The 13,773-nt window shown below is 65.8% G+C and carries 13 protein-coding genes; 3 read left to right on the forward strand and 10 right to left on the reverse strand.

The features are described 5' to 3' along the window. The coding region (locus AC1VNY_RS16520; protein ID WP_482405947.1) for a GMC family oxidoreductase at nt 1-995 on the reverse strand (995 nt) is incomplete at its 3' end. Next, on the reverse strand, nt 995-2,122 hold the full coding sequence (locus tag AC1VNY_RS16525) for a mandelate racemase/muconate lactonizing enzyme family protein (RefSeq protein ID WP_482405948.1): 1,128 nt from the start codon (nt 2,120-2,122) through the stop codon (nt 995-997). The genes AC1VNY_RS16520 and AC1VNY_RS16525, both read right to left, overlap by 1 nt. A 122-nt stretch (nt 2,123-2,244) precedes the next feature. Here AC1VNY_RS16525 and AC1VNY_RS16530 point away from each other — a divergent pair, with 122 nt between their 5' ends. From AC1VNY_RS16530 to AC1VNY_RS16540, 3 genes are read left to right on the forward strand one after another with little or no spacing between them, the layout of a single operon-like run. After that, a complete protein-coding gene (locus AC1VNY_RS16530) occupies nt 2,245-3,000 on the forward strand; it encodes an ABC transporter permease (RefSeq protein WP_225163506.1) in 756 nt (251 codons plus the stop codon). Continuing rightward, the gene (locus tag AC1VNY_RS16535; protein ID WP_482405949.1) at nt 2,997-3,806 is read left to right on the forward strand and encodes an ABC transporter ATP-binding protein; all 810 of its coding nucleotides are present in this window, start codon (nt 2,997-2,999) and stop codon (nt 3,804-3,806) included. The genes AC1VNY_RS16530 and AC1VNY_RS16535 overlap by 4 nt, the downstream gene beginning before the upstream one ends. A gap of 21 nt (nt 3,807-3,827) precedes the next feature. Then, entirely contained in the window at nt 3,828-4,823 is a 996-nt protein-coding gene (locus AC1VNY_RS16540) for an ABC transporter substrate-binding protein (protein WP_028335663.1), read from the forward strand. 23 nt (nt 4,824-4,846) lie between these two features. Here AC1VNY_RS16540 and AC1VNY_RS16545 read toward each other — a convergent pair whose 3' ends face one another. The 8 genes from AC1VNY_RS16545 to AC1VNY_RS16580 are packed head-to-tail and all read right to left on the reverse strand — an operon-like array spanning nt 4,847 to nt 13,751. Then, a complete protein-coding gene (locus AC1VNY_RS16545) occupies nt 4,847-6,355 on the reverse strand; it encodes a glycerol-3-phosphate dehydrogenase (RefSeq protein ID WP_482405950.1) in 1,509 nt (502 codons plus the stop codon). Then, nucleotides 6,352-7,080, reverse strand: coding sequence for a class II aldolase/adducin family protein (locus AC1VNY_RS16550; protein ID WP_170991820.1), 729 nt, complete (start codon nt 7,078-7,080; stop codon nt 6,352-6,354). The genes AC1VNY_RS16545 and AC1VNY_RS16550 overlap by 4 nt, the downstream gene beginning before the upstream one ends. Nucleotides 7,081-7,097: 17 nt before the next feature. Next, nucleotides 7,098-8,138 carry a 2-hydroxyacid dehydrogenase gene (locus AC1VNY_RS16555; protein ID WP_482405951.1) on the reverse strand — a complete coding sequence of 347 codons (1,041 nt, stop codon included), beginning with the start codon at nt 8,136-8,138 and terminating at the stop codon, nt 7,098-7,100. Next, nucleotides 8,131-9,711, reverse strand: coding sequence for an FGGY family carbohydrate kinase (locus AC1VNY_RS16560; protein ID WP_482405952.1), 1,581 nt, complete (start codon nt 9,709-9,711; stop codon nt 8,131-8,133). Before AC1VNY_RS16560 ends, AC1VNY_RS16555 begins: the two co-directional genes overlap by 8 nt. A 2-nt stretch (nt 9,712-9,713) precedes the next feature. Then, nucleotides 9,714-10,829 (reverse strand): ABC transporter ATP-binding protein, encoded by a 1,116-nt coding sequence (locus AC1VNY_RS16565; RefSeq protein ID WP_482405953.1) that lies wholly within the window; start codon nt 10,827-10,829, stop codon nt 9,714-9,716. A 12-nt stretch (nt 10,830-10,841) separates the two neighbouring features. Further along, nucleotides 10,842-11,945: an ABC transporter ATP-binding protein gene (locus tag AC1VNY_RS16570; RefSeq protein ID WP_482405954.1), complete on the reverse strand. Its 1,104-nt coding sequence runs from the start codon at nt 11,943-11,945 to the stop codon at nt 10,842-10,844. A 4-nt stretch (nt 11,946-11,949) separates the two neighbouring features. Further along, nucleotides 11,950-12,807, reverse strand: coding sequence for a carbohydrate ABC transporter permease (locus tag AC1VNY_RS16575; protein ID WP_018273209.1), 858 nt, complete (start codon nt 12,805-12,807; stop codon nt 11,950-11,952). A gap of 14 nt (nt 12,808-12,821) precedes the next feature. Continuing rightward, nucleotides 12,822-13,751 (reverse strand): carbohydrate ABC transporter permease, encoded by a 930-nt coding sequence (locus AC1VNY_RS16580; RefSeq protein ID WP_482405955.1) that lies wholly within the window; start codon nt 13,749-13,751, stop codon nt 12,822-12,824. Nucleotides 13,752-13,773: the final 22 nt, after the last annotated feature.

Consider the following 13,773-nt stretch of genomic DNA (forward strand, 5'->3'; position numbering starts at 1 on the left):
CGCCCGGCCAGCATCCATTGCAGCCCCATCTTCGCGAGCTCGACAGGATGGCGGACCTGGTCATTGAGCGAGATCCGCTCCTTCAGGCGCACGATCAGCCGTGCCTGGTAATGGTCCTGCAGATTGGAGCCGACTTCGGGCGAGTCAGCGACGACGGCAATGCCGTGCTTGCGAAGCAGGTCGGCCGGCCCGATCCCGGAAAGCTGGAGGATTTGCGGCGATTGCAGCGCGCCGCCGGACAGGATGACCTCGCGATCGGCTGTCGCGCGATGAACCTGCCCCTTGCTGATCCACTCGACGCCGGTCGCGACGCAGCCGTTGAAGGTGACTTTGCTCACCTGTGCGTGCGTGATGACGGTCAGGTTGCGACGGTCGGCAATCGGTCGAAGAAAGGCGGACGCCGAGCTGGTCCGCCAATGCCGCCCGATGCCGAGCTGATAGGACCCGACGCCAAGCGTCGTCGCGCCGTTGAAGTCGGGATTGCGCGGCAGGCCGAACTGCACGCCCGCCTCCACCCAGGCCCTCGACGCCGGATTGTCGTTCCTGAGGTCGGAGACCTCAAACTCTCCGAGGCCGCCGTGAAACTGGCTCTCGCCGCCGCGGTAGCGCTCGTAGCGCCGGAAATAGGGCAGGACGTCGCGATAGCTCCAGCCGTCGGCGCCGAGACGTTCCCAGTCGTCAAAATCCTCGTGCTGGCCGCGGATGAAGATCAGGCCGTTGATCGACGACGATCCGCCGAGCACGCGGCCGCGCGGCCAGACGATGGCGCGGCCGCCGCTTCCTTCCGACGGCTCGGTCTTGAACAGGCGCGAGAAGCGCTCGTCGTACATGGTCCGGTAATACCCGACCGGCAGCTTGAGCCAGAAATTCCGGTCCGATCCGCCGGCTTCGAGCAGCAGCACGCGGCAGGCAGGATCGGCCGACAATCTGTTTGCGACCACACAGCCGGCCGACCCCGCACCGACGATGATGTAGTCGTAGCCAAGCCCCGACATCAGGCGGTCCGGTATTGTTCGATCGAGGCAAGATCGGGGGTGATGCCGAGACCCGCCTCGTCGCCGAGCTCGATCATGCCATCGCTGACGTCAAGCACGGGGCCGCAGAATTGATCCCGCAGCGGGTTCTCATTGCTGTCGACCTCCAGCAGTCCCTCGCCGCCGACGCCCGCCAGCAGATGCGCCGACGCCAACAGGCCGATGCCGGCGCCGAGATAGTGCGGACAGAACATCTTGCCTGACGTCAGGATGTCGCGGGCGATGCCGGCGCAAGCCGAAAGCCCGCCCCACTTGGCGATGTCAGGCTGGACGACACCGAGAACCGGCTCGCTCAGCACCTCGGCAAAGCCGGCGTGGCTCGCGATGTTCTCACCGGCCGCCAGCGGAAAACGGATCGTCTCGTGCAGCTGCTTCCATTCCCGCCGCGGACGGTCCGCGCGGATCGGCTCCTCGAGCCAGGCAAGGCCGAACGGCTCGAGCTGCGGCGCACGCTCGAGCGCCTGCGCGATGGTCCAACCCTGGTTGACATCGGCCGCAAGCATGCCATCGCCGACGAGGCGGCGCAGCGCGGCGAGGTTGGCCCGGTCGCCCGCCGGATCGAAGCCGATCTTCAGCTTCAAGGCGCGGTAGCCGCGGCCGAGGGCTGCTTCCGCCGCCCGCTCAGATCCGACTGGATTGATGCCGCTGGCATAGACCTTGATCCGCTTCCGCGATCCGCCGAGCAGTTTCCACAACGCAACGTTCCGGCGGCGCGCATGGAGATCCCAGACGGCGAGATCGATGCCGGCGATCGATTGCGCGAACGGGCCCGCTTCGCCGGATTGCAACGCGAGCACCGAAGTTCCCCGCGTCAATCGCTCGAATGCGGCACCAGGTTCGCTTGCCCTGAATCCGACAAGCGCCGGTGCCAGGACCTCGTTGACCAGCCGAACACGATGCTCGGCGCCCGGCGCGGGAAAGTTGCACCAGACCTCGCCCCAGCCCGCGTAACCATCCGTGTCCTCGACCCGAACGAACACGGCGGGCCGGTCTCCCATCCGCCCGAACGAGGTGATGACCGGTGTCGTCAGCGGATAGCGGAAGCCAAAGGCCTGGACGCTCCGGATAGTGAAAGGCGGCGATGTCATGCGCGGAAAAGCCTGCGGCGCCTACGACCAAAGCGGCGCTTGTATGGTCATCCTATTTATAATATGACTTGGGCAAACATCAACTGCAATCTGGGTGGATGCGTCGAATGGACGGAGCTGGCGTGAGACGCTTTGGTCTCGGGTTGATACCATGGGTCGGAGCGATCCTGCTCTGGTATGCCGTGCGCTGGAGCGGCTTCGTCAACGCGTCGCTGATCCCTGCCCCGCACCAGGTCGCCGCGAAGTTCGTCGAGCTTCTCACCAAGGAAGGCCTTTTGATCGACATCTTCGCCTCGACCAGGCGCGTCTTTTTCGGCGTCTCGCTTGGAATCCTCGTCGCGGTGCCCGTCGGCTTTCTGCTCGGATGGTATCGCCCGGCCCGCACCTTCGCCGACCCCATGATCAACTTCTTCCGCGCGCTGCCGCCGATCGCGCTGATCCCGCTTGTCATCGTCTATTTCGGCGTGGACGAGCTCGCAAAGCTCGTCATCCTGTTCTACGCCTCGTTCTTCTCCGGCGTGATCGTCATGTATGAGGGGGTCTCGCAGATCACGCCGCTCTATATCCGCGTGGCGCAGACGCTCGGCGCCAATCAGGCGGAAATCTTCCGCAAGGTCATCATTCCCCTCACCGTTCCGCACATCCTCACCGCGCTGCGGGTCGCGCTTGGGGTAGCCTGGGCGACGCTGGTGGCATCCGAACTGATCGCAGCCCAGCGTGGGCTTGGCGCCATGATCCAGAATGCGTCGACCTACTTCCTGCTCGACGTCATCTATGTCGGCATCATCTGCATCGGCCTGATCGCGCTGATCATGGACATGATCCTGCGCAAGATCACGGCCCGGTTGCTGGTCTGGCAGGATCGGGCCATCGCATGACCACGCGTGCACGGTTCGACAAGGTTTCGCTTGCCTTCGAGACCCCGAAGGGACGCCTCAACGTCGTCGAGGATGTCAGCTACGATATCAACGATGGCGATTTCATCGCGGTGATCGGCCCTTCAGGCTGCGGCAAGACCACGATGATGAGCATGCTCGCCGGCTTCCAGAAGCCGACGACCGGAAGCGTGCTATTCGACGGACAGCCGGTCGCGGGTCCCGGTCCCGAGCGCGGCGTCATCTTCCAGGAATATGGCGTCTTCCCATGGCTGACGGTGAAGCAGAACATCGCCTTCGGCCTGACGCTCCGGGCCAATCACGTCGCGGCCGACGAGCGCGATTCGATCTGCGATCACTATCTCGGCCTGATGGGGCTGTCCGACTTCGCCAACTCCTATCCGAAGCATTTGTCCGGCGGCATGCGTCAGCGGCTCGCGATCGCGCGCGCTTACGCCGTCAAGCCGCAGTTCCTGCTGATGGACGAGCCGTTCGGTGCGCTCGACGCCCAGACCCGCTCCAACATGCAGAACCTGCTGCTCAAGGTGCTCCAGACCGAAGGCAAGACGGTCATGCTGATCACCCACTCCGTGGAGGAGGCGATCTATCTCGCGTCCCGTATCGTGGTGGTCACCGCTCGGCCGGCGCGGATCAGGCAGATCATCGACGTGCCGTTCGCCTATCCGCGCGATGAATCGATCCAGGAACGGCCCGAATTCGGCGAGCTGCGAAGCCATATCAAGCATCTGGTGATGGACGAGTATCGCGCCCAGCAGGCGCAGATGCGTCCGGTCTCATTCTCGGAATAGCAACACAGCGGAGGACGACCTATGGATCGGCGACAATTTCTGACCACCACGGCCGGGCTTGCCCTGGGATCCTTCACCGCCGCAGCGCCCGCGATTGCGCAGGCAAAAACAAAAGTTCGCGTCGGCTATCTGCACACCGTTGCCGTCGACGGCCAGATCTGGACCGGCATGGACCGCGGCTCCTTCGAAAAGCAGGGGCTGGATCTCGAGCTGCGGCAGTTCAATACCGGTCTCGAAATCTTCCAGGCGCTGATCGGCGGCAGCCTCGACGTGCTGGCGACGGGCGCCGTGCTCTCGAACTTCCCCGCCCGGGGCCAGGGCAAGGTCTTCCTCATCAACGACATCGAGGTCGCGACCGCGCAGCTCTGGGTGCGCGGCGATCAGGGCATCAAGTCATTCGAGGATCTGAAGGGCAAGCGGATCGCAACTGCGACCGGCACCACCGCGCATGTGTTCCTGGACACCGCGCTGCGCGCGAACAAGGTCGATCCCAAACAGGTCGAGCTCGTCAACCAGACCATGCCTGCCGCCGTAACCGCCTTCATTTCGGGCGCGGTGCCTGCCGTTGCGCTCTGGGTGCCCTTCAACGTGACGGTTCGCGACAAGGTGCCGGGCGCGGTCAAGCTCGCCGACGCCTCAGCCTACTATCCAAAGGCCGCGATCATCGGCGGCTGGGCCGCGGCCAACGACTATTACGAGCCCAACAAGGAAACGCTGGCGAAGCTGATCCGTGGCTGGGCCGATGCCAACGACTACATCATTGCGAACAGCACCGAAGCGATGGAAAAGCTGCAGAAGGGCCATTACAGCCAGACGCCGATGGCCGACATCGACGAATCGTTCAAGGCGCAGAAGATGTTCTCGTCGCGGGACTGGAAGCGGATGTATTCCGACGGCACGGTCACCAACTGGCTGCAGCAATCGACCGACTTCTTCATGGCCAATGCCGGCATCAAGGACTTTACGCCGGCAAGCAAATATTTCGACCCGAGCCTGTATTTGAAAACGATTGCGTGACGCATCTGGATGCGGATGCCGTCCTAGAGGTAGCTCTCGAACGCGAGGCGCTGCGCCGGCGTCAAATGCAGGCCGTGCTTGGTGCGTCGGTCCAGGAAGTCGGCAGGCTTCCTGGCCCACTCGTTCTCGCGGAGATAGACCGCTTCGCATTCATAGAACTCACCGCCGAAATGACGGCCCAGGTCGACGGCGCTGCGGACCGGACCCAGCAGCTGGCGCGCACGCGTCCCATGGAGACGGGCGTAGTGATGGATGAGCGTTCGCGGCAAATCGGGATAGTCGCGCGCCAGCCCATTCGCGAATTCTTCGAAGCTGCCGCCGATGTCGCCGCCCGGCAGCGGCCGATGCGCGGTCCAGGCCGACGACAGCTTCGGAAACCACGGCGCGAGGCGCTGCAGCGCCTGCTCCGCCAGTCGGCGGTAGGTCGTGATCTTGCCGCCGAAGATCGATAGCAGCGGCGGCACGTCCTCGGCGCCGTGAACCTCGAACACATAGTCGCGCGTCACCGCCGACGGATTGTCGGCGTTGTCGTCATAGAGCGGCCGGACTCCGGAGAACGCGTGCACGATCGCGCTCGGCTGCGGCGGCGTTCGGAAATAGCGGCGCAAGACCTGCAACAGGTAATCGGTCTCGTCCTCGCCGATCGCGACGTCCTCGGCGCGGCCGTGATAGGGAATGTCTGTCGTGCCGATCAACGCGAGATCGTCCTCATAGGGGTTGACGAAGATCACCCGCCGATCGCTGTTCTGCAGCAGGTAGGCCTGCGGCCCGCTCCAGAATTTCGGCACCACGATATGGCTGCCCTTGACCAGCCGCACGCTCTGGGCCGAGTTCAGGCCCGCCACGCCCTGGATGACATCCTGGACCCACGGCCCGGCGGCATTGACCAGCGCGCGCGACCGCACGACCTGCGTTGTGCCGTCGTCGCCCTGCATGTCGAGCAGCCAGGCCTCGCCGTCGCGGCGCGCACGCACCGCCCGCGTGCGCGGCAGGATGCGGGCGCCGTTCTGCGCGGCATCGATCAGATTGAGGATCACCAGCCTGCTGTCATCGACCCAGCAGTCCGAATATTCGAAGCCTCGCCGGAACTCCTGACGCAGCGGCGTCCCCTCCGGCGCGCGCGACAGATCCAGGCTGCGGCTCGCCGGCAGCTGCTTGCGGCCACCGAGATGGTCGTAGAGCAACAGCCCGGTGCGGACCAGCCACGCCGGCCGCTGCTCCGGCGAATGCGGCAGCACGAAGCGCATCGGCCAGATGATATGCGGCGCCGACGCGAGCAGCACCTCGCGCTCGATCAGCGCCTCGCGCACCAGGCGGAACTCGTAATATTCGAGATAGCGCAGCCCGCCATGGATCAGCTTGCCCGAGCGCGACGAAGTGCCCTCGGCGAAATCATCCTTCTCACAGAGCAGCACCTTCAAGCCGCGGCCGGCGGCGTCGCGGGCGATGCCGGCACCGTTGATGCCGCCACCGATGACCGCGATATCGACCAGCCCGTGATCCGTACCTGCGACCGGCGCAGTGCCCGTCATCGCTTGCTGCTACGCCGTTTCTCGGCGCGGCGCGGCGCGGCCTTTGCCGTTGCGCGGGCCTTGTTCGGCTTCGGCGCCTGCAGACCGTAAGTGGAGAATCCCTTCGCGGTGTCGGCAATCTCCTCGTCGGTCAGGATGACGCGCGAATCGAGCGCGAGCGAGAGGTAGTACTGCCGCGCGATGGTCTCGAGCTCGACCGCGAGCCACATCGCCTTGTCGAGATTGGCGCCGAGCGCGATCATGCCGTGATTGGCGAGCAGGCAACCATTGCGGCCTTCGAGCGCCGCGATCGCATGGTCGGACAATTCCTTGGTGCCGTAGCGCGCATAGCCGGCGCAGCGGATCTCGGTGCCGCCGAACGCCGCCATCATGTAGTGGCAGGCCGGGATCGGCTTGCGCGCGATGGCGAGCACGGTCGCGTAGGTCGAGTGAGTATGGACGATGGCGCCGACGTCGGGCCGGGCACGCGTGATATCGAGATGGAAGCGCCATTCGGTGGACGGCTGCAGCGGCCCCTCCCACGCGCCATAGTCGCCCTCGAGCGGCATCGAGGCGATCATCTCCGGCTTCATCGAATCGTAGGGCGTCGCCGACGGCGTGATCAGCATCCGGTCCTTGTAGCGGGCGGAGATGTTGCCCGACGTCCCCTGGTTGAGACCCGACGCATTCATCCACCGGCACTTGGCGATAACAGCCTCGCGCAATTGTCGTTCCTCACGGGTCATACGAACTGCCTTTCTCTTCAGCACGGATTGCGTGGCGGCTCGCCGGCCAGGAAGCGACGAACCTCTTCGGCCGCCTGCCCGGCGGCCACGGTGACGGTACGCACGGAGGCGCCGGCGACGTGCGGCGTCAGCGTGACGTTGGGAAGTCGCAGCAGCGGCCAGTCCGCCGGAACCGGCTCGACCGCGAAGGTGTCGAGCATGGCGCCGCCGAGATGCCCCGATGCCAGCGCATCATGCAGCGCCTCGTAGTCGACCAGCGGCCCACGCGCGGTGTTGATCAGGAACGCGCCCGGCTTGATCCGCGCCAGCGCCTCGCGTCCGATGAAACGGGTGGTCTCGGGCGTCACCCGGGCGTGCAGCGTGACGACGTCGGCGCGGCCGAGCAATTCGCCGAGCGCGACATGTTCGACGCCGTCATTGCGGTCTTGGGCGCTGAGCTGGACATAAGGGTCGGCGACCAGGATCTTGCAGCCGAAGGCCTTCAGCAGCTTGACCACCCGGCTGCCGATCGCGCCATAGCCGATAATGCCGACCGTCATCTCGCCGAGCTCGCGCCCGGTGCGATCGGCCCGATAGAGATCGCCGCGCCATTCACCGCCACGCAGCGCCTCGTGACCGCTGCGGATCAGGCGCGTCTCGGCCAGAATGGCGCCGATGGTGAACTCCGCGACCGCGCTCGCATTGCGGCCGGGCGTATTGACCACCAGCACGTTGTGGTCGCGCGCCGCCTGCATGTCGATGTTGACCGGGCCGCCCCGCGACACCGCGATGAACCTCAGCTTCGGCAGCCGCTCCAGCATCGACCGCGAGATCGGCGCCAGATGCGTGACGAGCAGCTCGGCATCGCCGATGAAGCCGATGATCTCGTCGGGCTGCCCCATGAATTCCTTCAGGCCATCGAGCTTCGAGCCGGCGTAACCGTGCTCCATCGGCTCGTCCGGCCAGGGCTGCTCCAGGGTGCGGATATCGACGCCATCGCCGCAGGCTGATCGGATGTGCTCGGCGAACACCGAGGGCAGCATGAAGCGGTCGCCGACGATGGCGATGGACTTAGACATGATCGCCTCCGGCGCGCAGCGCGGCGAGTTGCTTCCAGACCGGCCGCGACGCCAGCCTTGCCTCGAGATAGGTCGGGAAGATGCTGGCATAGCGCTTCGCCAGCGCGGCGTCCGGCGATTGCGGCGCACTTAGATGCGGCGCGACCCACTGCTCGGCGCAGGCGCGCATGTCGGGATGAGCATCGATCGCGACCGCCGCGATCATCGCAGCACCTGCTGCACCGGCCTCGGCGCGGCTGCAGATCCGGACGTCGCAATCCAGCGCGGCCCCGAGGATGGCGCCAAGCGCACGGCTCTTCGCCGCGCCGCCCGTGATCCTGACATCGCGCGGCAGCGACCCCATCGCCGCGTAACAATCCCGTGCGGCGAAGGCCAGGCCCTCCATCACGCCGCGCATCAGGTCGCTATAGCGGTGGCGCGAGCGCAGGCCGAAGAATTGCGCGCTGGCCTCATGCGCGACGAACGGACCACGCTCGCCGGCATCGGAGATGAACGGGTGGAACAGCACCTCGCCGGGCCTCGCCCGCAGCACCTGATCGTCGAGCCGGCGGATCAGTTCGGCGCGCGTGCGCGTCACGCCTTCCGCCGCCAGCATGTCGCAGGCGAGATCGAGCATCCAGTCGATATTCAGCGTCGCCGCCATATTGGACTGCATCTGGGCATAATGACCCGGCACCGGGAACGGCATGGTGTAGCCGGTTGCCTCCCGATTCAACGTCACCGCGTCGGCGCTCGGAACCAGCCGCATATGCATGCCGGTCGAGCCGATGATCGTGCAGCCGACATCGGGTGACGGATCGTAGAGGCCAGCGCCGAGCGCATTGCAGATCACGTCCACATAGCCGAGGCAGACCGGCACACCTTCCGGCAGGCCGATCTCGATGGCGGCGGCCGCTGTCAGCGGATGCGTCATGACCGCGCCGTCGACGACCGGCGGGAACAGGCGCGTCAGGTCGGCGATACCGATCAACCGCGCGGTTTCCTCATCGAATGCTCGCCTGCGGAAATCGCCACAGGAGAAGGTGGCTTCCGATGGATCGGTTGCGCGTTCACCGGTCAGCAGGAAATAGAGCCAGTCCTTGCAGTGGAAGGCCGTTGTCGCCCTGGCGATCGTGTCGGGCATGTGGGCCTGCAGCCACGCCAATTGCGGTCCTTGCTGGCAGGCATTGAGCCCGGAGCCGGTTCGACGGTAAAGGATCGCGTTGTGCTCGCTGCCGCGAATCTCCTCGACCAGCCGCCCGGCGCGCGAGTCAAGCCACAGCAGCGCCGGCGCAACCGGCCAGCCGTCGTCATCGATCAGCCAGGTGCCGTCGCCCTGCCCGGTCACCGCGATCGCCGCGATCCGCGCCGACAGGTCAGGCACTGACTTCGCCAGCGTGCGAATGACGGCGACCGTGTCGCTCCAGGTCCGCGCCATGTCCTGCTCGACATGGCCGCCGGCCAGGCTGCTATACGCATTCGGCCGCGAAACATCGGCAAGCTGCTCGCCGGTCAGCGTGAACGCCACCGCCTTGATCAGCGAGGTGCCGGCATCGATGCCGATGATGACGTCGCGGCTTGCGGAAGCGGTCATCGTCACGCTACCTCCGCATGGCGAATGCAGGTTCCGTCGCTGCCGAAGATGTGCAGGTGACGCGGCTCCAGCGCAAACGAGATGATCTCTCCCGGCCGCGCGGCGACGCGGCCCGGCGTGACCGCGATCAGCATGCGGCCGCCGCAATCGCCGGCGACATGCGATTGATCGCCGAGCCACTGGTTGGAGACGACCTTGACCCTGACGTCACCGGTCCCGACCACGATCTTCTGCGGACGAATGCCGATCCGCACCTGCGGCGTGGCCACGAGCGTCTTCGCCGCCTCAACGTCGAGTCCGGCGCCGGCAATATCGAAACGCATGTCGGTTCCGACCGACAGGCGGAAGCCGCCATCCGACCGCGTCACGCCAGCGTCGAGCAGGTTCATCGGCGGCTCGCCGATGAAGCTCGCGACGAACAGATTGGCGGGCCGGCCCTTCAGCTCCTTCTCGCTGGCGAACTGCTGCAGCACGCCGCCTTCCATGACAGCGATGCGGTCGGCCAGCGCACTCGCTTCGGTCTGGTCGTGGGTGACGAAGATCGCGGTCATGCCGCGCTCGGCAAGCAAGCTCTTGATCCGGCCGCGCAGCACCGCGCGCAGCTGCGGTTCGAGCTGCCCCATCGGCTCATCGAGCAGATAGAGATCGGCGTCGCGCACCAGCGCCCGCGCCAGCGACACGCGCTGCTGCTGGCCACCCGAGATCGCGCGCGGATAGCTGTCGAGGATGTCCTCGATCTCGACCAGGCGGGCGATCTCGTCGACGCGACGCGTTACCTCCGCGCGCGGCAGCTGGGCGGATTTCAGCGCGAACGCGATGTTCTCGCGGACCGTCAGCGGCGGATAGAGCGAGTAGCCCTCGAACGCCATCGCGACCTTGCGACGCGCCGGCGGCAGCTCGTGGATCCGCCGCCCGCCGAGCGCAATCGATCCGGCCGAGACGTCCTCGAAGCCCGCGATCATGCGCAAGGTCGAGGTCTTGCCGCAGCCCGACGATCCCAACAGCGCGACGATCTCGCCCTTCTCGACCGCCATGTCGAGCGCGCGCACCGCATGCACCGGCTCTTTGCCGCGGCTGCGATAGACCTTGTCGATGCCTCGAAGCTCGAGCATGTCCATGACCATCCGCTCCTATGCCGCCTTGAGCCGGTGGGACGCCCCGATCCGCATCCCGGTCGCGCGATCGAACAGCATCGCGGCGTCGGGCGCGAAGCGAACGAAAACGGCATCGTCGGCCGCGCCCTGCGGTGCATCCGGCGGCAGTGCCGCCAGCCATTCCGTTCCGTCGGCAAGACGGAGCAGCAGCACCGCCTTCTCATGCATCGGCGTGACCGCGAGAATGCGCGCCGGGACGGCGTCATCAGTGAACGCCGACGAGACCGCGAGATCCTCGGGCCGGACGCCGAGCCAACAGGCACCGGCAGGTGCTGCGCCATCGGCCGCCCCGAGCCGCATCCTGGCGCCGGCGATGTCAGCCGACAGCATGCCGTGCTCCGCTACTGGCGAGACCTCCGCGAGGTTGATGGTCGGATCGCCGAACAGGCGCGCGACCGCGACCGATGCGGGCTGGGCGTAGATATCGGCAGGCGTTGCGACCTGCGCGAGCCGGCCGTCGATCAAGACCGCGATGCGGTCGGCGATCGCCATCGCCTCGCGATAGTCCTGGGTCACGTAGAGCACCGCGGCAGTACCGCGGCGCAGCAGGTTCGGCAGCTCGAGCCGCATCTCGTAGCGCAGCTTGGCGTCGACATTGCGCAGCGGATCATCCAGCAGCAGGACATCCGGATTGCCGATCAGCGCCCGTGCCAGCGCGGTGCGTTGCTTCTGTCCGTTCGACAATTCGCGCGGCGCGTGGCCGAGCACGTGCTCGATCTTGAGCAGCCTGCTGATCGCGGCAACCCGGCCGGCGACATCGCCGCCGCCGGCCCTGGCGCGCAGGCCGCTTGCGATATTGTCGCGGGCGGTCATGTGCGGGAACAAGGCAAAGTTCTGGAATGCCATGCCGATCCCGCGCCGTTCGGGCGGAGCGCCGACGACCGAGCGGCCGCCGACCAGGATGTCGCCGTCGTCGGGCTCGAACATGCCCGCGATCATGCGCAGCAGCACGGTCTTGCCGCTGCCGGACGGTCCGAACACCGCCACGATCTCGCCGGGCTCGACCGCCAGCGACAATCCGTCGGCGGGCCGTGCCGCACCGAATGCCTTGCTCACCGAGTTGATCTCGAGACGCGCCATCGGATCAGCCTTTCACCGCGCCGAGCGAGAGACCCTCGACCAGATAGCGCTGCGCATAGAGCGCAAGCAACAGGGTCGGCGTCACCGACAGCACGATCGCCGCCGCGATCTGGCCGTACTGGATGCCAGACGCGGTGACGAAGGCAAGCGCGCCGACCGTCACCGGCTGCTTGTCGGCAGAGGCCAGGATCAGCGCGAAGACGAAATTGTTCCAGCAGAAGATGAACGACAGCAGCCCCGCCGCGGCGATCCCCGGCCCCGCCAGCGGCACCGCGATCCTGGTGAAGGCCTCGCGCCAGGAATGGCCGGCGAGCCGGTAGGCATGCTCGATATCGGGGCTGATATCCTCGAAATAGCCGCGCACGATCCACAGGATCAAGGGCAGCGCGATCAACTGATAGACCCAGACGATCCCGAAGTAGGTGTCGTTGAGGCCGAGCTCCTGGTAGTACAGCGACAGCGGCAGCAGCACGAGCAGCGGCGGCGCGAAGCGGAACGACAGCAGCGTGAAGGCGATGCTCTCGCCGAGACGGAATTTGAAGCGCGCAAAGGCGTAGGCCGCGGGCACGCCGAGCAGCAGCGCCAGCAGCACCGCCGCGCTCGACAGCACGACGCTGTTGAACAGATTGCGCATGAAGGAGATCTGCAGATTGCCCGCCGCGGTGCGCAGCTGGCCGGAGATCAACGCCTCGTAATTCGCAAGCGTCGGCTCGAACAGGATTCGCGGCGGAATCCTTAAGATCTGCTCATTGGTCTGGAACGACATCAGGAAGATCCAGACGATCGGGAACATGAAGAAGATCAGGATCAGCGTGAGTGCCACGCCGCGGAAGATGCGACCGGCAAGGCTGGAATGTTCCATCGTGCCCCTCCCCGTCACGCGTGGCCGTGCGCACGCGCGCGCAACCGCAGCCAGTTCTTGATGAAGATGTTCGACAGGATGTTGGTGATGAGCCAGAGGATCATCAGCAGCGCCGCCGACCTGCCGACATTGGTGTACTGGAAGAATTCCAGATAGGCCTGCACCTGGAACACCATCAGCCGGTCGCCCGGCCCGCCCTGCGTCATCGCATAGATGATGTCGAACTGCTGGATCGAATCGAGCAGCCGGAACAGCGACGCTGTGATGATGTAGGGCGCAAGCATCGGCAGCGTGATGCGAAAGAACACGAAGCTCGCCGGCACGCCGTCGAGCGCCGCGGCCTCGAACGGCTGCCGCGGCAGCGAGCGCAGGCCCGCGAGCAGCAGGATCATGATGAACGGCGTGTAGACCCAGACGTCGACCAGTACGACCGTGAACAGTGCCGTCGACGGATCGGACGCCCATTTGAAATCGGTGACGCCGAACAGACTTACGAAATAGGACAAGATGCCGAAGCTCGGATTGGTCATCAGCTTCCACATCAGCGCGGCGATCGCCGGCGCCGTCATCAGCGGCAGCAGCAGCATGATCGACACCGCATTGTGGAAGCGGGTCGGCCGGCGCAGCAGCAGCGCGATGCCAAGACCGAGCAGCAGCTCGAGCACGACCGTCAGCACGGTATAGGTGATCGAGACCTGGAACGTATTCCAGAACGCCGGATCGGACAGGAAGTCGATGTAGTTGCCGGCGCCGATGAAGCCGCGCAGGTAAGGCAGGTTCAGCCGGTAGCGCTGCAGCGAATAGACCGCCGCGGTCACGAACGGAACCAGGATCGCCACGCAGACGAGCAGCGCCGGCAGGCTGAGCAGATAGGGCAAGAGGCGCACGCGCGGCCTTGGTTTGGCCGGCGCTGCCTGCGCGTTCGTCTGGAGAAGTTGGACCATGCTCATGATGATAAGAGATCGC

It is taken from the genome of Bradyrhizobium ferriligni (assembly GCF_056837965.1).